At 55.0% G+C, this 20507-nt stretch carries 17 protein-coding genes and 3 pseudogenes; 4 read left to right on the top strand and 16 right to left on the bottom strand.

Translation table 11 applies throughout. From position 1 onward, the window contains the following. Positions 1-14 precede the first annotated feature (14 nt). Genes IG194_RS08790 through IG194_RS08800 form a run of 3 tightly spaced genes read left to right on the top strand, consistent with a single transcriptional unit; the run spans position 15 to position 1753 of the window. Positions 15-485, top strand: a complete 471-nt coding sequence (locus IG194_RS08790) for an arsenate reductase ArsC (RefSeq protein WP_058487469.1) — start codon at positions 15-17, stop codon at positions 483-485. Between the two features lie 13 nt (positions 486-498). Beyond that, positions 499-1200: an arsenical resistance protein ArsH gene (gene arsH / locus IG194_RS08795; protein WP_058487470.1), complete on the top strand. Its 702-nt coding sequence runs from the start codon at positions 499-501 to the stop codon at positions 1198-1200. A gap of 7 nt (positions 1201-1207) precedes the next feature. Further along, positions 1208-1753, top strand: a complete 546-nt coding sequence (locus IG194_RS08800) for an arsinothricin resistance N-acetyltransferase ArsN1 family B (protein ID WP_058487471.1) — start codon at positions 1208-1210, stop codon at positions 1751-1753. Positions 1754-1964: 211 nt separating this feature from the next. Here the strand turns inward: IG194_RS08800 and IG194_RS08805 are convergent, their stop codons facing one another. From IG194_RS08805 to IG194_RS08820, 4 genes are all read right to left on the bottom strand, one after another. Next, the gene (locus IG194_RS08805; protein WP_058487472.1) at positions 1965-2921 is read right to left on the bottom strand and encodes a hypothetical protein; all 957 of its coding nucleotides are present in this window, start codon (positions 2919-2921) and stop codon (positions 1965-1967) included. Positions 2922-3002: 81 nt separating this feature from the next. Then, positions 3003-3953, bottom strand: coding sequence for an inovirus-type Gp2 protein (locus IG194_RS08810; RefSeq protein ID WP_058487473.1), 951 nt, complete (start codon positions 3951-3953; stop codon positions 3003-3005). Between the two features lie 482 nt (positions 3954-4435). Next, positions 4436-4663, bottom strand: coding sequence for a helix-turn-helix transcriptional regulator (locus IG194_RS08815; RefSeq protein ID WP_058487474.1), 228 nt, complete (start codon positions 4661-4663; stop codon positions 4436-4438). 49 nt (positions 4664-4712) lie between these two features. After that, positions 4713-6137 carry a hypothetical protein gene (locus tag IG194_RS08820; protein ID WP_141679852.1) on the bottom strand — a complete coding sequence of 475 codons (1425 nt, stop codon included), beginning with the start codon at positions 6135-6137 and terminating at the stop codon, positions 4713-4715. Positions 6138-6349: 212 nt separating this feature from the next. On the opposite strand from IG194_RS08820, the gene IG194_RS08825 reads away from it, so the two are divergent. After that, entirely contained in the window at positions 6350-7015 is a 666-nt protein-coding gene (locus IG194_RS08825; protein ID WP_058487475.1) for a hypothetical protein, read from the top strand. A gap of 1335 nt (positions 7016-8350) precedes the next feature. On the opposite strand, the pseudogene IG194_RS33280 reads toward IG194_RS08825, so the two are convergent. The 12 genes and pseudogenes from IG194_RS33280 to IG194_RS32735 all read right to left on the bottom strand — a co-directional run. Next, positions 8351-8543 (bottom strand): annotated as a pseudogene (locus tag IG194_RS33280) (RHS domain-containing protein); the annotation flags it as partial. A 413-nt stretch (positions 8544-8956) separates the two neighbouring features. Then, a complete protein-coding gene (locus IG194_RS08835) occupies positions 8957-9268 on the bottom strand; it encodes a hypothetical protein (protein WP_141679851.1) in 312 nt (103 codons plus the stop codon). After that, positions 9268-9666, bottom strand: a complete 399-nt coding sequence (locus IG194_RS08840; protein ID WP_141679850.1) for a hypothetical protein — start codon at positions 9664-9666, stop codon at positions 9268-9270. The genes IG194_RS08835 and IG194_RS08840 overlap by 1 nt, the downstream gene beginning before the upstream one ends. A 1132-nt stretch (positions 9667-10798) precedes the next feature. Further along, positions 10799-10978: pseudogene (locus tag IG194_RS08845) on the bottom strand (RHS repeat-associated core domain-containing protein); the annotation flags it as partial. A gap of 153 nt (positions 10979-11131) precedes the next feature. Then, positions 11132-11485: a hypothetical protein gene (locus tag IG194_RS08850; RefSeq protein WP_141679849.1), complete on the bottom strand. Its 354-nt coding sequence runs from the start codon at positions 11483-11485 to the stop codon at positions 11132-11134. A gap of 243 nt (positions 11486-11728) precedes the next feature. Then, positions 11729-12124 carry a hypothetical protein gene (locus IG194_RS08855; protein WP_064987670.1) on the bottom strand — a complete coding sequence of 132 codons (396 nt, stop codon included), beginning with the start codon at positions 12122-12124 and terminating at the stop codon, positions 11729-11731. Next, complete coding sequence (locus tag IG194_RS33030) at positions 12121-12321, bottom strand: polymorphic toxin type 47 domain-containing protein (protein ID WP_141679848.1); 201 nt, start codon at positions 12319-12321, stop codon at positions 12121-12123. Before IG194_RS33030 ends, IG194_RS08855 begins: the two co-directional genes overlap by 4 nt. Beyond that, a pseudogene (locus IG194_RS08865) lies at positions 12261-12893 on the bottom strand (RHS repeat-associated core domain-containing protein); the annotation flags it as partial. The pseudogene IG194_RS08865 and the gene IG194_RS33030, both read right to left, overlap by 61 nt. A 1016-nt stretch (positions 12894-13909) precedes the next feature. After that, a complete protein-coding gene (locus tag IG194_RS08870) occupies positions 13910-18667 on the bottom strand; it encodes a polymorphic toxin type 46 domain-containing protein (RefSeq protein ID WP_058487476.1) in 4758 nt (1585 codons plus the stop codon). Next, positions 18667-19389: a DUF4123 domain-containing protein gene (locus tag IG194_RS08875; protein WP_141679846.1), complete on the bottom strand. Its 723-nt coding sequence runs from the start codon at positions 19387-19389 to the stop codon at positions 18667-18669. Before IG194_RS08875 ends, IG194_RS08870 begins: the two co-directional genes overlap by 1 nt. Before the next feature lie 81 nt (positions 19390-19470). Beyond that, a complete protein-coding gene (locus IG194_RS08880) occupies positions 19471-19716 on the bottom strand; it encodes a hypothetical protein (RefSeq protein WP_141679845.1) in 246 nt (81 codons plus the stop codon). Between the two features lie 74 nt (positions 19717-19790). After that, positions 19791-20129: a hypothetical protein gene (locus IG194_RS32735; RefSeq protein ID WP_225617190.1), complete on the bottom strand. Its 339-nt coding sequence runs from the start codon at positions 20127-20129 to the stop codon at positions 19791-19793. Positions 20130-20507: the final 378 nt, after the last annotated feature.

The following is a 20507-nucleotide window of genomic DNA, read 5'->3' on the forward strand; positions in this document are numbered from 1 at the left end:
CGGAGGAGCCTTCCATGCGAGTCCTGTTCATGTGCACGGCCAACAGCTGCCGCAGCATCCTTTCCGAAGCGCTGTTCAACCATCTGGCTCCGGCAGGCTTCGAGGCAGTCAGCGCCGGCAGCTTCCCCAAGGGACAGGTGCTGCCACGCAGCCTCACCACCCTGCAGCAGGCCGGCATCTCCACCGAGGGCCTGAGCAGCAAGGGCAACGACGCCTTCGCGGGCAACCCGCCGGACATCGTCATCACCGTCTGCGACAAAGCCGCCGGCGAAGCCTGCCCAGTCTATTTCGGCCCCGCGCTGAAGTCCCACTGGGGACTGGAAGACCCTTCCGATGTCGTGGGTGACGAGGCCTCGATCGATGCCGCCTTCCGCGCCACGCTGGCCCGTATCGAGCGGCGCTGCCAGGCCTTTTTCGCGCTGCCCTTCGATACCCTCGCCCGAGATGAACTCAAGCGCGAGCTGGATCGCATCGGCGCGCTCTGAAGAGGAGGAGAACATGTCCGAGCAACTGCCCAACCTCGACCTTTCGCTGTTCGACGCGCCGCCGCCGACGCCCCGCGCCAGCGAACACAAACCGCGCATCCTGCTGCTGTACGGATCGACCCGCGAGCGCTCCTTCAGCAGGCTGCTGGTGGAAGAAGCCGCGCGCCTGCTGGAGCACTTCGGCGCCGAGACTCGCCTCTTCGATCCATCCGGCCTGCCGCTGCCTGACGACGCCCCCGTGGAGCACCCCAAGGTGCAGGAGCTGCGTGACCTGGTGCAGTGGTCGGAAGGCCAGGTGTGGTGCTCCCCCGAACGCCACGGCGCACTGTCCGCGGTATTCAAGGCGCAGATCGACTGGATTCCCCTAGCACTTAGCGCCGTCCGCCCCACGCAGGGCAAGACGCTAGCGGTAATGCAGGTCTGCGGCGGCTCGCAGTCGTTTAATGTGGTCAACCAGTTGCGCGTGCTCGGCCGCTGGATGCGCATGTTCACCATCCCCAACCAGTCCTCGGTGCCCAAGGCCTACCTGGAGTTCGACGACGCCGGGCGCATGAAGCCTTCGGCGTACTACGATCGTGTAGTCGACGTCATGGAAGAACTGGTGAAGTTCACCCTGCTGCTGCGTGATCGTCAGGAGTTCCTGGTGGATCGCTATTCGGAGCGCAAGGAAAGCGCCGAGCAGCTCTCCACCCGCGTCAATCAGCGCTCCATCTGAGGTCGCCATGCCCATCGAAATCAGAGAAGCACGCCCCGAAGATGCTCCTGCGATCCAGGCTATCTACGCCCCGATAGTGGCAGGCACGGCAATCTCCTTCGAGGAAATACCGCCGACCATTGAGGAGATGCGGCAAAGGATCGTCACGACTCTGCAGACCTATCCGTACCTCGTCGCAATGCGCGATGGGCGCCTGGTTGGGTACGCCTACGCCAGCCAGCACCGGGCGCGTGCCGCGTATCGATGGGCAGTGGATGTCACCGTCTACATCGCGGAGAGCGAGCGTCGCTCTGGTGTTGGCCGCAGACTCTACGCGGAACTGCTTCCGATCCTTACCAAACAGGGATTCAACGCGGCCTATGCCGGCATTGCGCTGCCCAACGCCGGTAGCGTCGGCCTGCATGAGCTGCTGGGATTCCGGCACATCGGCACCTTCCCGCAAGTCGGCTTCAAGCTGGGCCAATGGCACGACGTAGGCTACTGGCGCCTGGAGCTTGGTTCGCCGAGCGGTTCGCCCAGAGACCCTCGTCGATACCCGGACATCGCCCTCTGACCGTCCGCTATGGGTTGTGCTCGTTCCCTGTCGGCCATGGCCATGCGGTGTGATGCGTCAGATCCGATGCAAGTGCTTGGTCAAGTCGAATGCAATCAGGTGGTCAAGTAAGTGCAATTGCGCATGGGGCAGCTAGGCGACGGGACCTAAACCAGATATGTAGAACTCGCCCCGCCCTACTGAAAGTCGGGAGCTCGACCATCATCCCAAACTATCGAACCGCTCCCAGATGGAAGCACCTGGCGCCTACTGGCTTAATACGAAGAGGCTTTGCGAAGCCTGATAGACGACGTATTGCATGAGCGATGTTGACGATGGCTCTTTCATCGGGATGATCGAATACTCCAACACCCAGCTCGCCCCAGTAGCGGCTCATGTCATGGTTCGAACTGAAGTAGCCTCCTCGGCCTTGAGTCACCCCGCTCCAGAACTCGCCGATGCTTCTCGCCTTGTTCCAGTCGCTTTTGACGTAGGTACCATCGAAGAAGAACGTCGTACGGATGAGGTATCCCTTGTCCGCATCCTGCCCCACCAAGTAGGTGTGCCCTACCTCATGCTTGAAGATCGAGCTACCCCTCCTTTGGAGCATGAAGCGCCTCAGATCTTCAAAGAGCTGCTTCACCTGCACATCCACCAAAGCACCACCGAGATACGAGAAGTCGATCCGCACGATCACCGTTCGAGAACGTTTTTCCAGTACTGCCTTCGCATAGTTGAAAACCGCCACCTGGTTCTTCTCGGTCCGGTAACGGCAGTCGTACCGCTCACGCAGGTAGCGCTTACCACAGGCTCTCTCACGGATTCGATCCACGAGCCAATTGAACGTCTCCACCTCGCTGAGGTAACGGCTTTCACTCTCGTCCAGGCAGGTGATGCCTACCAACGGACTGAACTCAATGCCGACGTCCTGGCAAGCCTCCCGAAAAACCCGTAGCTTTTCGCTGACTGCGTGGCCGTCCGTAGAGATCGCGAAGTCATACATCGGTTGGAGATCCACGAGGAATTGTCCAACCGAAGTGGCTACGGCGCGCTCCTCCCCAGAGCGGCTAGTCGTGATGATGAACGCAGGCTCACTAGAGAGTTCGATGTGTTCCACGAAGTAATCAATCATCATGGAAGCATCAGCTTGAGACAGTTGGCGTGGCTGGGGATAAGAAAAGTTGATCATGGCACGGCACCTGGTTGTTGGGTTTCATACCAGGTGCCGGATTGGTTTTTTCTACTGAGTCGGCCTGAAACCTACCCCGCCCTACCGGATGCCACGGAACAACTTCTGCCGTCGTCCCACGCGGAAGCAACGAGCCCTTGCAGGCCTCATCCGCAGATGCTGGCCGTCCTTCGCCAGGTAGCGCATCGCCTCGATGACATTGGTCCGCATGTGCGCATCCCCTCGACGCACCACGCCCACCCCACAGGCATCCCCATAGCTCTCCTTGTCCTCATTGCAGCTGTGGTAGTAGCCCTGCCCTCTCGTGATTTCCACCCACAACTCGCCGATCTGCTGAGCCTTGTAGCGGTCACTCCAGACGTGCTCTCCGGTGAAGAAGAAGGCGGCATGGATGTGAATGCCCCTCTCCTCCCCCTGCTCCACCGAGCAGATGTATCCCGTCTCGTGCTGGAAGATCGGATTACGCTCCCGAGCCCTCGTGAGCGCCTCCAGGTCGTCAAACACCTGCTCGACTCGCAGCCTGCTCTGCACCACTGCCCGGTAATGCAGATCCACCCGTACCACCACCGTACGTGCGCAGAGATTCAGCACCCAGTCGGCGTACTCAGCGACGTCGATCTGTTGCTGCTTGGCTTGATGGGTACGGTCGTTCTTTCTGCGTCGATACCACGGGGCTTTGGTGAGCTCACGGATCCTGTCGACCAAGGCATTCATGCTCTGGTGATAGCTCAGATAGCCCTGACCATGCGGGCAAACCAGGTCCCTGTCCAAACCGATGTCCTGGCAAGCCTGCAGGAATACCTGCAGATGCTCGCTGTAGCTGTACGAGCATCGATCATCGAAGAAGTCGACCATCGACTGCATGTGCTCGAAGTGGCTGGACAGGTTGGTGGGTTGCATTCGCTCCTGCCCTGAGCGTGTACGAATGGTCTCGTAGGCAGGACTGCTGGAGGATTCGACAGCCCTTACGAAACGCTCGATACGGATGGAGATATCGGATTGGGAGAGATAGGTGGAAGTACGTTTGCTCATGATGAGTACCTGATTGGTTTGTGATCGCATACCAGGTACTGGCTGAGTATTTATTTATCGAGAAAGGACTGGCTGATGGTGGCTATCGCCAAGACCATTGACTGCTGACTCATGAGTGATGATGGCTGGATGAAGACTGTGCTTAGTAGGTGAACCCTATTCGGGTGGGATAGGCTCACGTGGAGTCCATTCGAAGGTGATCTATGCAGACGTGGGAGTCTCCAAGCGTGGGTGAACGAGTCCGGTTTGATAGGGGTAAATCCAGTGGGTCTGTAGACCTATCCCTATATAAATAAAACCAGCTCAACGAAGGATCGCTCTCCCCAGCAAGGCAAGGTGATGGGGAGCAACATCACCTTGCCTGCCGAGCGTTCTTCCAGGTGGAGCACTGTGGGAATTAGCTGATTCCAAGACTCGACTCCACCCAGCCGGCATAGACGCCATGACCGACTAACGCCGGTCATGGCGCAGATATTTAGTGTTTAACCAACCACACCCAGGCGACCCAATCGGACAGGAGTGTCCTCAGCCGAATCACGCTCTTCGATTCTAGCCAGGATCCAGTCGTGCACCTCGCTGTCTACCCAACCGACACAACGGTCACCCAGCGAGACGGGCTTCGGGAAGGTACCCTCCCCGATGTACTTGTAGATGGTCGACCGTGCCAAGCCGGTCGAATCGATGACTTCTTTCAGACGGATGATCCTCATGAACGGGCTCCTCGTGTTCGTTCAGAGGATTGGCAAAAAATGGTTTTTTTTACTGTGCCCGGGCTCTTCTTACCTTGCGTGGTAAGGTAACCAATCCGAAGTCCATTCGGTTCTGCAGAGCCAACTCAGTGTCGTTTCTTGCAGGCAATCGTTTCAGCGCACCTCGGGCCGACGCCTCAAACACCGCAAAACGGCCTACCCCTTCAGGGACTGGTTGATACAGAATCGTGAGTGCTTTGTATCCGAGGTCGTCCGACACCGGAAGGATTCGAATTTGAGCGGCAGAGAAATCCACCTCAGACACTTGTCCAAACCGTGTCCTGCATTCATGTGCAATTTCTAAAGCCCACGAATAGATACGCTCACACACCTCACCAAAATCAATCCCCCCTCTCCTAGCCAGACGCGCATCCGGAGATTTTCCGCTGACCTCACCAGAAGTCTCAGTTGCCAACTCACCCAATCGATCAGGGACAGGCTCTCGGAAAAAGTCTTTCGCAATCAGCTCCCGCAAAACTAAATCGTTAACCACCTTGCCCTCGGCCAGATCTTTCCAGTGGCTAGAGACAAGCCAAGACGCGTATCGATAAAGCAGATGCTGCAGATAAAAAAATGGGCGTCGGCTGCGCCCAGCCGAAGAGAAGAACTCCAGAATGCTGGCAGACATTTTATTAGCATTTCTCGATCTACCACCAGCAAGATGCTCATCAATGGCTAACCAAAGAGTGTGCGCGTGATCATCTGCTTTTGCGTCAGAATCAGAGGCGATGTGGACCGCTATCGCACCCTGAGCCCTGACAGCATCGACATTGAGGAAATAAGTGCTGTGGACCCTCCCCGTTGCGAACACTTTGCTCGAAAGACCTGAAATATGCCGCCGAATTAGCCCAAGGGTCATCAGCCGGTGCAGACGGTTTTTCACCTGCTCGATCTGCATTCCTGAAAGCTGGCTAAGCTCCGGCAGCCCAAGTTGAACCTCACCAAACTGATCCGCACGCGAAAGCAAAACAGCAAACAGCACACGGTTACGGAGACTTAATCTTCCACGACCGCCAGGGGGTTGGCGCGCTCCTCTCTTAGATGCCGTGGAACTTGCTCCATTGACTGGCTTAAGCCTTAAAACAGGAAACGCTAAGTCCGCCCCTGAAAAAATCGCACGCAACAACTCACCGTGCCGGAGATATGGCTCATCCGCCAATGCGCCCCGCTTACCTGGAAGCAGCCTATAGCTGATTGGTGCCCGTCCACCACGCCCTAACCGAGCACCAACCAGACGCTCGAAGACACCCAACTCCACAAGCTCACTGAACGCTGACAAAACGACCTTCTCGTCCAGATGGAGCCACTTTGCCAGCGGCTTCACAGCCAGCCCATCCTGAGAGGCCGGATCTGCTGCAATAACCTCAAGCAGAAACCGAGCATCTGGAGAGCATGAAACCCCACATCCAAGAATTTTTTCGTAGCGCAAATTCATCGATGAGCATTCCCATCCAAAGCGTGTATTTTACACCCTGTATTTATCACTAATTGTTACAGTAACGAACCATACTACGCAACAAAACATTACCGTACCACAAACAAAACGTATTGACGAACGAACCACACGACTATTGTCAGACGTCTTGGTAACGGATAAATTTTGCACGTTTGGCTGAGCATGGTTCGACACCCGTCGAGGGGGATGAAATGGCTGAGAGAGAGATGACATTGAAGTGGTTGCGCAGCGAAGGGGATGAGTGGCGATGGGCCGCCAGATATCTCAGTCAGCGGCTAGACGAGAAATATCTTCTGACACTGGACGACCATGCTCTTCGTCGAATCATTTCGTACGAAAAAGTTGTAACCGTGATTAGGCAAGTTCAGCAGGACAAGCCGGAGTTAGTCATGAAACTCCAGAGCGCAATACGGCAACGCCGCTATCGCTCCGACAGCAACGGCAGAAAGCCTGTTACCTTTACGCTTACAAAAGAAAGCATCGAAAGCCTGAACAGGCTTTCCAAGAAATACAAAAAAAATGATACCGCCATCATTACAGAGCTTCTAGGAATAGAAGAGAGAGAACTTAAAGCAGAAATCGATTACGAGAAAAAACTGAAAGATTCGATTTCAAGGGAAAGGAAGATTGCCACTCAGACGGCATCATCTTTAAGAAAACAACGCGACGAAGCTTTAAAGCATGCAGAAAAATATTTAAAACTGCTTGCACGCTGGGAGCTATCAAGGAAAGACGAGACCCCGCCCGCAGTCGATGAAAAAGAAATTGAGCAACATGTCGCCCCCATGATGAAAAGCATCAAGGAAGCTATCGAATACATCGCACTCCGGGATACTATATTTACCGACCGAGAATAATCAGCCTCTACTCTGACGCTATTAAAATAGGGCGACCTGAGGTTTACCTCATCCACTTGATCAGCGCTGCGCCGCAGGCAGAACATAGGCGCGGGCCGGGAGATTGCGGCCTCTCACCCGTAAGCTTCCCATGGCAAGCACCGACCTTGATGCATCGTGACCATAGAGTCGGCAGCAACGGTATCGTTTCCCTCCCGCCCCGGTACAGGCGATCACGAATCAGCGAAAGCCATCTCCCCTTAATACGCCCTTGACGCTCAACCGCGCGATTCGCCAGGCCCATCATGCACACGCAAAGCTGCTCATCCGATGGCACTGGTTCGACTCGGCCGATTGTCGCCCCGGCCACGGCGAGATCCACCTAACCGCCCCTGGAGGATCTACAGCTGTCGACGCCCAGCGATACCTGATGACAAGCGAAGGCGGCAGCACCAGCAATACTCAACGCTCGCCGCACACAGGATCGCATCAGCACCAATGAATTCAAAACTGGGTATACAAATCACACAAGACCAGAAAAGCCCCATGAAATATGTCCAGAAGCCTCACACTTCCCGGCTAACGTCTAGGTGCGACTGCCGCCCGGGGAGCGGTTGAGCATGCCTAAACTCTGATGAACGTAGGAAATGCTGTTGGTACCACTGAACAAATGAATGACGATTTCTGCACACCGGCCTTTGGCCCCAATCTGCGGTCGCTGCACACAAAAGGCGATCATTTTCTAGCGTAGAAATTGGTGTGGGTAAAGGTGTGGGTTAAAATGGAAAACATAAATATTAATCAACAAAATCAAATACTTATAAACTAAAAAATCCGACCACAAGCCGGCTTTTTTAATGCCCGCGGGAAACGCCGGCCTTACGCCAGCTTTGCTCTGGCCGCTCAACTCGGCTCTGCCTCAGCGTCAGGTGGAAGATATCCACACGCTGCACGCCTAACCATTCGCCGCATGCCCTCCACCAGCAGTCCCGCCGCAGCGAACAAAGTGGCCCTGGCGATGGCCAGCAGCGCCAGGTTTACCGCCAGCGACGAGCCGTCCGGTACCAGCAGCATCACCACGCCTAGCCCCGAGGAGCGCCGCCCCCATCAGCCCCCCCGGCAGCTCCTACCCGCGCCACCTCGGCCAACGCCAGGCCAAGGCTGCCGAATGCGCAGGTGGCGGCGATCACCCGCCCCTGAAGATCGCATCCCATGATTCCCCTCACTGAGCGCCCGTAAAGGCCTTCAGACTAACCAGCAGAAGGGAAGATGCTCGTTTCATTGCGACAATGGCCATGACGAATAGCGCCAAGGAAGCAGAGAGTGAAGTATTCGGGAAAGAAGCTTCAGTAAGTGAGCAGCGTAATACTGCTTCTGAAACCACAACGGGTTGTCGATTTCCGCTACCTCCAGGCGAGCGACGCGCGGTAGTGGGCCGACCAGAGGATTTCGCCGCCGTAGCTGGTCAGTTCCTGCGGAGTGCCCAGGTGGTCGAGTGATAGTAGAAGGGCTCGGCCTTCAGTGGTCCTTCGCCGTCCAGCATGACCAACGACCCGGCTCGTTGCCTCTTCACTCTGAAACAAGCTCACCCGAGGTTTTGTGCAATAGCCTCTCCGGCTTGTACGTCACGCTATCTACAACTGTGTTTTCCATATAAATCCCAGGTTGCAACTCCGCGATCCCTCCCAGGCTGAACCATTAACAAATCATTTACTTCTCGATTGCGACAACGCCTGACAAATGGCAAAGCCAAACTTTGGTTGCTCATATATAAACCAAAAGCAGCCTTATCTGCCTCAAAATACTCCTCATAATCAACCATACCATTACTTATTGGCATTGAAATATAGACCTTCCTGAGCCTTCTTCTCCCCCTATAGAAAATCGCCCATACTTACAAAAAAAACATTAAACCTCATACATTTCAACCCCACACCCACCAAACAATAAGAGCCCATAAAGCTAATAATTAATAACTTCCAACCTACCAAGCTTTTCTTCTAGCGCTCTCAATAGCTCCTCAGAATCAAGACCATCATTATCCTTCAAAAAATTCAGTATCCACTCAGCCCTCAGCTCTTCGAATACAACTCTCCACTTGTCTTGTCCAGCAACTTCTTCGCGAAGCACTCCCCCCATAAGACCATGCCCTGAGCCCTCCAGAAATAAAAAGCGTCTCAAAAAGGGAGAGTAGGCTATTTTCTTTGGCCATTCTGGATCATTCCCACTTCTTCCAGGAACATCCTTACTTGCCAACACGAAATATTTTTCCATCAATTCTCCGGGCGAATATCGACCTTATCAAAATCTAGCATCCTTCCATCTAGATGCAATTGCACCGCACCACCACTCCCATACTGAGGATATGCTTTAGCAAACAACTCAAGCTTTTCTTTTTCAGTATCTCCTTTCCAGTATGGTACCCGAGCCTGAGGAACTCCGGACTCATATAACTGGAGAGTATCAAACTGTCCTCTCAATCTGGCATCACTCCATGAACCAGCTCCACTTTCGTCATGACCAAACTCTCGCCCCTTGATCTGAAAAGCGCCTCTAGCAGAACTCCCTGTTTGATACCTCTCAAATCCGACATACGTAGCAGGAGCGGACTTTGACCCCATAGTCATTTCAGCATATTTATTTACTGAGCCATCATAATTCATGTATCGCATATATCTATATCCGGTTGCCGGCAGTGTAGACTCCGGGCCAGAAGGACCAACGTAAAAATCTGGCCTCGCCCCTGAAGGGCACTGGGCTTTCGCACTAGCCAACCCCAACGGATTCACCCACCCCGTCGGGCTAGGCACATACTGGTAATGGCTCAACCCGATTGGGTCCGAAGCCAGGAAAAAGCCGTTGCGGGGATTTTAGTAACAACACCGGTTGTAGTGCAGACAGAAACTTTATACTTTCTTCAAAATATACCCTCAGTTTTCGATATCTCGATTTGAGTCTGACTAGACCTCATCTATCAAAACATGTCGACCGTCTAAAAAGTAGAGATCTAGCCAGATGCCTTTACACCTTGGCCCACATCCCTCTGAAGGGAGGGTCTGGTTCTACCAGTCTCCAAACACTCCCACATCGTTTACACTCAAACCAAAACTCCTCAAGCCCACCTATATCAGTATATTTGCTTCCCACTACCACAGGAGAAAAAAGATCACTATTGCGAAGTAGTTGAAGATGAGACTCATAATCTGGAAAGCTATTAAACCCTCCAGTTTCTCTAAGCAATGAACAGTCGCATGTCATTTCAAAATACCCTCCCCCGACTTCCAATCAGGAAGCACTGAACCATCCTTTATCAGAAGCTGACTCCCGCCACCAGTCCATACTCCTCCTTGAGATCCGACTTCACCAATATAGATCTTTGTGCCTTTAGGTATGATAACCATGGTATACCTAGTAGCTTGCTGCCTTTGGATTGGGTTGTTTCTAAGCTTACCCCATTCAGGTAGCAACGCGGAGTCAATACGTGTCTGCAAGCTTCTCGAAAGTCTATCAAGAGACCAAAAAGCGCCAAACTCCTTGGCTTGTTCAGGGTGCCAAGCACAACTGTATCTTTATTTAACTCCATTTCAGCATAACGAGCTCCCGAGAATGTTGCAGCTAGACTACCTTGCTGCTCAGAAGCAGTTTTTGCTGCAGCACTAAGAGGGTCATTATCTAAAGCCGTATACTCATTTATTATTCTGCCATCAACAGATGAGACTATCTCTCTATAACGAGCTCCTGCTGAGGTTTTATTAGGCTCCTTGCCTCCAGGACATATGCATGGGCTACAAACGGATCCACCTACCCCGTCGGGTTAGGCACGTACTGGTAGTGGTTCAACCCACCCGCCAGCTTGATCGGGTCCGGGGTCAGGAAACGGCCGGTGTTGGGATTGTAGTAACGATGCCGGTTGGAGTGCAGGCTGTACCACCCAAGGAATCGCGGTGTGCTGTCAATTCCCGCCACTTCTAAGCAGGTGACATTACTCTAGGCGTAATATCGAGCGATTTAAATAACTCCGTTCTTGCAGGTCTCGAAAAATTGAAATATTAGAATATCCCCCCGTAAGTGCAGCCACGCTAGTCTTGCGTCGAACGCGAAAGCCTTATATTCAAGGCATATAAAACCACCAAGAAGTCAATCCTTCAATATATCAATGATATATTTACTTCCCCCGCCGCTCTTCCAAAAATCCAGCATTGCAATTAATATACTTTCGTCCTTCCGCAGCGCAATCAACGCATCAGAAAGGAGCGGGTGACTCTCTCCTTTGTCACGATAATACTCATACAAACTAGATATCATAATGCACGCGACTGCTGCTCTCACCCCCCAATCTTCTTCACGCTTCAAAAGAATGTTTATTGCAGGTGCAATTAAATCAGCATCGGAGAGCGTAAACTCCCAATCCTGTCCCATTTCAGACAGTTTCAAACCTAGGAGAGAAGAAACAACTTTCCTCTCATCCTCAGACGCTCCATAATACTCCAAATAAATCCCCTATCTGGAAGGCAGTCATTAGTCCTCCCACCCTATTAAAGAACTATTAAAAAACCACCCATCATCCTTTATATAATTCCAGCAAAAACTCAACCAAACCAATCAACCACCACAACATCAGACCGTTGAATATTACAGGAATAGTATCAAAATCTTAGCCACCTGAAAAAAGAGAAAAATAGAGAGATGCGATCTACGCCAAACACTATTACAAAGAGAGCTTACAATTACATTCTAAATATTTACAATTGATCTACCCACGCAATCATGATCATCAAAGAATATCAATTCACATCCATTGGAGTTTGCCAGCCAGAATGGGTATCCTGTTGTTTCAGAAAGCAGTAATTCAACTTGCTCGATTGATGAAAATCTCCATCCATGCCAGCTAATATCGAAGACTATCAACACTGCCCCCTCCCAGCCTAAATACTTAATTTTTTTCCAAAAGAACGGATCATGCTCTTTACTAGTTACGCACATTTTAGAAGAATCAAGCCCCTCACCTCCTTCAAAAAACCTTGTATTCAAAAAGGAAATCAAGGACCGAAGCTCCTCCTCTCTTAATTTACTTACCAAGAAACCATGCTTCTCAATTTCTTCGTCTATTTCAATCTCGAGATAATTCACTGTTGCACTCCTATCCTTGCACGTAAAACTGGAACACGAGATACCAGTACATGACCTCTTACGGCCCCTCCCTCACCTCTTTTCCCTGGGGTTTGATAACCTATATGTGGGTCTCGTGGCCCATCAGAACTCACCACTAGAGATGGATCATCGATATTAACCTCTGCCCCTCTATTTTTCCTTTTAAAACGCGCCATTCGGTGGGGAATGACTTACCATATTGATCCTTCCCCCATTTAGTAACCTCAAATTCACTTTTAGGAATTTTGGTTCGTTCAAATGCCTCATCTAAACCAGCAGTCATCTGCTGATAGGAGGTCCCAGGAGCAGTTCTTAAGTCAACATCTACTTCGGGATTAAATTTCCATGTACCACCGTTCACTGGTTGTGGACATACATCAGACAACCCCAACGGATCCACCCACCCCGTCGGGTTAGGCACGTACTGGTAGTGGTTCAACCCACCCGCCAGCTTGATCGGGTCCGGGTTCAGGAAACGGCCGGTGTTGGGATTGTAGTAACGATGCCGGTTGTAGTGCAGGCCGGTTTCCGTGTCGTAGTACTGCCCCTGGAAGCGTAGTGGGTTGTCGATTTCCGCTACTTCCAGGCGGGCGACGTTGCCGTAGGCGCGGTAGCGGGCCGACCAGAGGATTTCGCCGCCGTAGCTGGTCAGTTCCTGCGGAGTGCCCAGGTGGTCGAGCTGGTAGTAGAAGGGCTCGGCCTTCAGCGGGCCTTCGCCGTCCAGCATGGCCAGCGGGCGGAAGCTGCCAAACTTACAAGGTGGCAGTGATATAAGCCGTCACTAATTTCGATCAGCTTGTTGCTTTCTAGAAAAGCTAATGGTAGCTCAAGAGAGGAATCTAATATGAGCGTATTTCCCTGTCCGGGCTTCAGTAACTTATCAATCTCTGCCTTAAACATGACGAAAAATTACCCATCACGCCAATCAAACCATACTTAGTCTTTCTTCATGAACTCAGCCAAATTTCTTCTTTACAAAACCAAAGAGAGAATTCGCAACACCACAGACAGGTAGAAAAACTCAAATTTATATTTATTCTTTCAAGAGCATCAAACATAAGTTCCTCCGAATCGCCCCTTGTTCTCCAACAGTACTGATATCCTCTACATAGAAGTTATCGTATTCAACAAGACTTAGCCGTGACACATCCTCCCCCTTAAATCTTTTCAAAAACGCATACGTAGTCGAACCATATTCAACTGATGAAATCGCATATATGGCTACCCATCGTCTTCTCTCAGGAGTCTCAGCAGGAAGCTCTTGGGCTATCTCAGCATACGCCCCCAATCAGCCCCATATATCTTGCGCCATATTATTCTTCAGTTCAGCCTCCAATCTCTCCAAACCAATACAGCCTAATGATTTAGATCTTTTTAGAGTGCATTAAAAAATGAGGACGAGTGGCGTGAAGATCATGGAAACATGGTTTGTAATTTATAATTCATTTAGAATCCCAATATGAGAAAATAATAAACCTTATGACAAACCTGACAACCATGCCTCACACTGGCATAGGATCTCTGACTCACTTAAAGATTGCGAGATCAGCCGCTCTTTCTCCTGGAGCCTCCCCTCCCCTAATTCTATATAAAAAAACATCCAACCATCCCGCCCATCATTCTCAATCAGATAATTCTTCCCATTTTTTAAGACTCTAATTGACCAAGATGAAAAAAAATCCGGGTGATCCGAAAATAAAATCACCTTTGCACCACATTTTCTCACAACTTCATATAGAGCTTTTTGATCCATAACGGCTCCAGCTAATCAATTTTCTCAAAGTTTTCTTTCATCCCTGTAAACACCTGAGTACCGCCACCGCTAGATGGTTGGGAGATACCTCTAACAGACCATGTATCGTCGATTTCCTTTGCGGTCGACTTCAAGACTTTTGTTTTTTCATTCGTCAGATAAACCCCTTTTAATTTAAGTTCTACTGTACGAGCAGCACGATTTTCACCCAACGCACCTATCCCCAACTCCGATGGAGTTGTACTAGAACTTATTGAGTAATAGTTTCCCTGAGGCGCCCCCGGAGACTGGTATTGATAAACTCGTTTACCTCTATTTAAAGTCTCTACGTTTACCGACTGGGTAAAATCGATACCATTCAAGTGGCCCGGGATACTAGCCTCATCAAATCCTTGAGATCGATAAAACTCAGTTGCAACCTCACGTCTACCACGCTGAGTAATATCAGCTTGAAGATCGCCTGTCCGCTCATATTTTTCATTTAGTTCTACCCGTCTCTGTAGAGGGCAGTCGTTGGAAACTTGAGCCAACCCCAACGGATCCACCCACCCCGTCGGGTTAGGCACGTACTGGTAGTGGTTCAACCCACCCGCCAGCTTGATCGGGTCCGGGGTCAGGAAACGGCCAGTGTTGGGATTGTAGTAACGATGCCGGTTGTAGTGCAGGCCGGTTTCCGCGTCGTAGTACTGCCCCTGGAAGCGCAGCGGGTTGTCGATTTCCGCCACTTCCAGGCGGGCGACGTTGCCGTAGGCGCGGTAGCGGGCTGACCAGAGGATTTCGCCGCCGTAGCTGGTCAGTTCCTGGGGTGTGCCCAAGTGGTCGAGTTGGTAGTAGAAGGGCTCGGCCTTCAGCGGGCCTTCGCCGTCCAGCATGGCCAGCGGGCGGAAGCTGCCGGGTTCGTAAACGTAGCTGCGGTAGCGGCCTGCGCCGCTTTCGGCGACCAGGCGGTCGCCCTGCCAGATGAATTCGGTGGTCTTGCCGTCCACTTCCTTGGCGATGCGCCGGCCGAAGGCGTCGTATCGGTAGCTGACCTGGCGGCCATCGGGCAGTTGCACGCCCACCAGGCGGTGCTGGCTGTCGTAGCGGTACTGGGTGACCAGCTTCTGCCCGGCGCCGCGGCGTTCGCGGAGCAGGTTGCCGTAGGCGTCGTAGTCGTAGTGGCAGTCCCCCTGCATCAGCAGGCGGTTGCCCTGTACGTTGACCTGCCGTGGGTCGCCCTGCTGGGCATTCTGGGTCAGCAGGTTGCCCGCCGGGTCGTGGGCGAAGCTTTCCGGCAGGTCGCCGCGCACGGCGACCAGGCGGTCCAGCGGGTCGTAGTGGTAACTGCGCGCGCCCTTGCGGCTGTCTTCGACGCTGGCGAGGTTGCCGCCGGCATCGTAGCTGTAGCGCCGCTGGTACAGCGCGCGCTCGCGCTGGCTGACCTGGTGGGCGAGAAGCCGGCCCTGTTCGTCGTACTGGTACTGGCTGAGCAGTTGGCCTTGCTGGCGCTGGCGTTCCCGGCCGAAGCTGAACTGGTGGCTGGTCAGGCGCTGGCCGTTCAGGTCGATGGCGCTGAGTTCGCCGCCCGCCCGGTGGCGGTAGTCGAGGGTGCTGCCATCCGGGAGCCGGCAATGGCTCAGCCGCCCCAGGGCGTCATAGCCGTATTGCAGGGTCGCCCAGCCCTGGTGTTCGCGGGTCAGGCGGTTCTGCAGGTCGTACTCGTAGGCCAGCGGCCATTCGCCGTCGTCCACGCCCACCAGGCGGCCCAGGGCATCGTAGCTGTAGTGGACCTCGCTGCCGTCGGGCTGCGTTCTGACCAACAGGCGGCCCGAGGCGTCGCGCTGGTAGCGGGTGACGAGTTCGCTGCCGTCCTCGCCATACTCGGTCTTCTCCAGCAGGTGCCCGTTGAGGTCGTAGGCATAGGCGCAAGTGCGCCCGTCGAAACCGGTTTCCCGGCTGATAAGGCCACTGGGGTGGTAGTCGAGGCGGTACAGCTCGCCACGCTCGTTCTCGATCTCGCTGAGCAGCAGCCGGGCGTTGTCATAGCGGTAGCGCAGCTGGCTGCCGTCGGGGTTGATGCGCCGGGTGACGAGGTGCAGGCCACCGTCGTATTCGTAACGGGTCACCCGGCCGAGCTCATCGCGCTCCGCCGTCACCTTGCCGTAGGCGTTGTATTCGTAGGCGCGGCTGGCGCCCCCCGGCAGGGTGACCTGGCGCAGGCGGCCCAGGGCATCCCACTCGAACCGGGTGATGGCGCCCTGTTCGTCCTGGCGGGTGATCTGGCGGCCGAATACGTCATAGCGATAGCGGCGCACGCCGCCATCCGGCAGGCGTTCCTCGATCAGTTGGCCCAGGCCGTTCCATAGCAGTTGATGGCTGCTGCCGTCGGGATGCTGGATTTGCAGCAGGCGGCCGCGTTCGTCGTAGCGGAAGAAGGTGGAATGGCCGTCCGGATCGGTTTGCTGGATGACGTCGCCCTGGGCATTGCGGCGGTAGCGCCAGCTCGCCTTGCCGCGCTCCACGGCGCTGACGAAGCCGTCGCGGTACTCGAAGCTGGTGGGCTCTTCCTCCGGCGGCACCAGGGCCACCAGGTGGCCGGCCTCGTCGTAGTGGTACTCGGTCACGGCCCCAAGGGGGCCGCGCTCGGCCACCAGTTGCCCCTGCGGGTTGTAGGCTTTCTCGTGTACCGCGCCGTCGGGATCGACCTGACGTACCAGGCGTGCGTTGCCGTCGTGGACGAAGACCTGGCGGCCGCCATCGCTCTGGAGCAGGGTCGCGGTACCCGCTTCGTCGTCCCATTCGAACTGGAAGTCCAGGGGCTCGATGCTCGACCACTGACGCACGCAGCGAGCCTGCTTGCCGGCGCCCTCCCAGGCCCAGTAGAAGCTGGCGCCGCCGGCCAGGTGGCGTTCGAGGATCACATGCTGTTCGTCGTAGCGGTAGCGCTCGATTTCGCCAAGCGCATTGTGCGCCTCCAGCAGTTGGCCTGCGGTGTTGTAGACGTAGCTGGCCAGTGTCTGCACGCTGCGCCAGGAGGCCTCCTCGGTGTCCGCCGGGACCTGCTGCTGATATTCCACGGCCTGGATGCGGCCGTGTTCGTAGCGGAACGCCAGGGCCCGACCGGCGCCGTTGCTCAGGCGGCTGATGCGGCCGGCGAGGTCGCGGCCGACGTGAAGGCGGTTGCCGTAGGCATCGCTGATGGCGACCAGGTCGCCGCCCTTGCCGTCGTGGCGGAAGTGGTAGAAGCGCGGCTTGTCGCCCGCCTGGGCCAGGACGAGTTCGGCCGGGTCGGCGCCGATGAAGATGGCGGCCTTCGACAGCCGGTTGTTGATGGCGGGCCGCTGCCGGTCCGGCAGCGGGAAGCTGGTGCGGCGGTTTTCATGATCGATCCAGGTCACCTGCCCATCTTCGATCAGCAGGCGATGGGCCAGTCCGTGGCTCCAGCCGTACCCCAGGCCGTGGTCGACCTCCACCGCGCTGGTGCGGTACAGGCGACTCCAGACGAAGGGCAGCAGGCCATCGAGGCTGGCATCGTCGAGCGTCAGCAGTTCCTCGCCGGTGACCATGGAGACCGGTTCGCCACCGGTGCAGGTTTCCTTGCACGCCTGGGCCGGCCGCTCGTTGGGCGTCGTGGCCTGGCGGTCGACGTTGGGCCGGGCATCGACTTCGCGCAGCGTGCTGTTCTTGCGCGCATCCCAGATCAGTTCCGCCTTGCCACGCTGGACGCCGCTGGCGATGCCGCGGGCGGCCACCACACGGTATTTCTCGATGTAGTCGAGCACGCCTTCGAGGATGCCGAACACCGATTTGACGAAACCGATGACGGCATCGACCAGACGCTTGCCGTACTTGGCCAGGCGCACCGCCAGGTAGGCAATGCCCGTCCCCTCGACCGCGACGGTCAGGACGATGGCGATGAGGATGTCGATCAGCACGGAGACCAGGATGCGGGAGATTTCCTTGGCAGCCGTACCGGCTATCTGGCTCGGCGGCAATGCGGAAAGCCAGAGAGTCGCGCTGCGCAGCAGCAGGTAGAGCACCGCCTCGTCGCTGGCCAGGAGCATCACCCGGGCCATCTTCTGCGGCGCGCTCTTGGCCAGGGCGGCCAGTTCGCTGGCCTTGTCGCCCAGCATGTGGGCGTACTTCATCGGGTCCTGGAGGATCTCGAAGATCAGCTTGATGCCTTCCCAGACATCCTTCACCGCCTGCCAGCTGCCTTCGAGGATGCCGGTGCCGGCGGCCGACAGCACCGACGATGCGCCATGGGCCTGCCATTGCGGCCTGAAACCGGCCCACTGCCCCCGCAGCCAGGTCTCCAACTGGTTCGCCAGGCCATCGTAGCGGCTGAACAGTTCGTCGACCTGTTGCGCACTGACCGCGGAGTTCACCTGGATGGAGTACCACTTGCCGGGCTGCCCCTTGAAGCTGGCCTTGCCGTCGTCGCCCAGGGTCAGGGTCTGCTGCAGGCTATTGTCGTCCCGGGAACGGACGTCTACCTGTATGCGCCCCAGCGGCACCTCGTAGGCCGACTCGAACTTGCTCTCGATTTCCAGGATGCCGCTGAGCGGGCACTGCGCGACCAGACCGAAGTCGCTATCGCCCAGGCTCACCGACTTGCTGCTGGAACCCGCCCGGATGCTGCGCTCCATACCCAGCAGGGATGGCAGGTCCGTCGCGCGGCTACCGGCATCGGCCGTCCGGGCGTACCAGCTCTCGGTCATCTCGCGGTACCGGGTCAGGCTGTTCCTGAAGTCATTCAACTCCTGTTCGATTACGGCAATCTGGTCCATCAGTTGAGCTCCAGCGCCAGCTGTTCCAGCAGGGCGTTCTTGAGAGTGGCGACGTCACTGCCGCGACGGGCGAGATGGGCGATCTTCAACCGCAGGTTCGCTTCGGGCAGGCAGTCACAGAGGTCGGGATGTTCTTCCTGCAGCCATTGCAGGAGGTTGGCGGACAAGGTGCTGTTGTCCTCGCGCGCCAGGCTGTCCAGCAGCGCCTGTGGCGGCGTCCACCAGGGGAAGGGCCGCTCGGGCGGCAGCACCGCCTCGGCTGCCTGAAGGGCGCGGCCGTTTATCAGGTAGCGATCGAACATCGGCAGTAGGGTCGCGGCATCGGTACCGAGGAAAGTCAGGATCGGCAGGAGATGCCGTCCATCCCAGAAGCGGAAGAACACTTCGTTGCCTTCCGGCATCCGTACCTGGGTCAGGCTGCGCAGGTGCCCGAAGATGCGCTCGGGGTCGCCGCTGGAAACGGCCAGCCACCCCCAATCCTCAGACTCGACCTCGTCGGCCCAGGTAAGGAAATCGTTGTCGACGGACAGTTCGGCCAGGTAAGGCATGACCTCGAGCCAATCGGCATAGGGCGTCCCCTTCCAGAGCGGCTGGGAAGCCTGGGTCTGTCCCCGGCGGAACCAGGCACTCAGCGGATCGGACTCGCTCACGCTGCTAAACACGACATACAGGCGCTCGCCTTCGGCCAGCGGTTGAGTAGCCAGCCATTCCTTTGCTTGCATTGACCTCACAGATGCCATCCCTCGCCCAATATTCAGAGACTCATGCCGCCAACAATAAAGAGATGAAGTAATCGTTTCTCTTCAATTGGACTCTATATGTTCCTCATAACCTGAGATTCGGTTTAGCACACGCTCGTCACCAGCGTATTTTGCTTTTATCCGAGCTAAATCCATGTCAGCGCCTTTGCACTTTGAATTTACCTGAGAGACCACTTCATCGATTTCCTTGGAGTTTTCAGGGTTTGAATCTGGAATTTCTCCGCGCAGAGTTTCACAAGCCTCACGCTTTTTTATGAAACTCACGACATCATCGGGAATGTTATCCACCGCCTCGTTAGCACATCCAGATTGAAAAGTAACAAGCAATGCAAGTAAAACCAAAGCTCTCTTTATGCACATAATCAATGACCATTATTCGACCAGTGAGGCTTATCAGCATTTCCACCTACATACTTTATAACACCATAAGTACTCCCCACCGCATGTAAATCATGATTCATCCCGCTTCGGGGAGACGATGATATGTTCACCATCTCTCCATTGGATCGGGAAATACTTAAAGTCCCTGACCAACTGATGGACATATCTATTGCGATACCTTGTATATGTCTTGAGTTCAGTGCTGGCGCGACATTCAGCCCCATGACCCCATAGCCAACAACCATAGCTCTTGCCGCAGTTACCGATGCGGTGGCGTCGTAGCCCCCGGAGGCAGACTCATGATCCCACTTGATATTCACGCCACCACCAGCGTACGCCGGAACGCTTCTCGGATCGTATCCTTGCTTTACTATTTTCCATGCCCAATGCATTAGAAATGCTCGCTCCGGAGGGCGATAAGTTGCAGCTATGCTGACTTGTGCGCCAGCCAGCTCCAAGGCATTTATAAATCGTTCCACCCCTTCGCGAAATGGAGACTCAAGATCCCTAACATCAGTGCTTGTTGGGTATCGCGCAACCCATTGAGACCCGCTCGGCTCAATACCAGAAACCTCAACAACCGCAGGAGTCTGATCCGCTAGGGGTGTTAGCGCCTGCTGAGCAGTAGCCATCTTCGAATACCTCTATCTTGGCAATTTCTGCACGATCTGATTGGACTTTCTGGGTGAGCCCCTTAG

The sequence above is a fragment of the Pseudomonas sp. ADPe genome (genome assembly GCF_014843515.1).
GTDB classification, from domain to species: domain Bacteria; phylum Pseudomonadota; class Gammaproteobacteria; order Pseudomonadales; family Pseudomonadaceae; genus Pseudomonas; species Pseudomonas citronellolis.

What these genes read in the sequence shown, in the direction of transcription:
- IG194_RS08805 (WP_058487472.1), bottom strand. Translation starts at nt 2,921, where the DNA reads ATGATCAACTTTTCTTATCCCCAGCCACGCCAACTGTCTCAAGCTGAT.
- IG194_RS33030 (WP_141679848.1), bottom strand. Translation starts at nt 12,321, where the DNA reads ATGGCGCGTTTTAAAAGGAAAAATAGAGGGGCAGAGGTTAATATCGAT.
- IG194_RS08810 (WP_058487473.1), bottom strand. Translation starts at nt 3,953, where the DNA reads ATGAGCAAACGTACTTCCACCTATCTCTCCCAATCCGATATCTCCATC.
- IG194_RS08875 (WP_141679846.1), bottom strand. Translation starts at nt 19,389, where the DNA reads ATGCAAGCAAAGGAATGGCTGGCTACTCAACCGCTGGCCGAAGGCGAG.
- IG194_RS08820 (WP_141679852.1), bottom strand. Translation starts at nt 6,137, where the DNA reads ATGAATTTGCGCTACGAAAAAATTCTTGGATGTGGGGTTTCATGCTCT.
- IG194_RS08790 (WP_058487469.1), top strand. Translation starts at nt 15, where the DNA reads ATGCGAGTCCTGTTCATGTGCACGGCCAACAGCTGCCGCAGCATCCTT.
- IG194_RS08815 (WP_058487474.1), bottom strand. Translation starts at nt 4,663, where the DNA reads ATGAGGATCATCCGTCTGAAAGAAGTCATCGATTCGACCGGCTTGGCA.
- arsH (WP_058487470.1), top strand. Translation starts at nt 499, where the DNA reads ATGTCCGAGCAACTGCCCAACCTCGACCTTTCGCTGTTCGACGCGCCG.
- IG194_RS08825 (WP_058487475.1), top strand. Translation starts at nt 6,350, where the DNA reads ATGGCTGAGAGAGAGATGACATTGAAGTGGTTGCGCAGCGAAGGGGAT.
- IG194_RS08800 (WP_058487471.1), top strand. Translation starts at nt 1,208, where the DNA reads ATGCCCATCGAAATCAGAGAAGCACGCCCCGAAGATGCTCCTGCGATC.
- IG194_RS08835 (WP_141679851.1), bottom strand. Translation starts at nt 9,268, where the DNA reads ATGGAAAAATATTTCGTGTTGGCAAGTAAGGATGTTCCTGGAAGAAGT.
- IG194_RS08840 (WP_141679850.1), bottom strand. Translation starts at nt 9,666, where the DNA reads ATGCGATACATGAATTATGATGGCTCAGTAAATAAATATGCTGAAATG.
- IG194_RS08870 (WP_058487476.1), bottom strand. Translation starts at nt 18,667, where the DNA reads ATGGACCAGATTGCCGTAATCGAACAGGAGTTGAATGACTTCAGGAAC.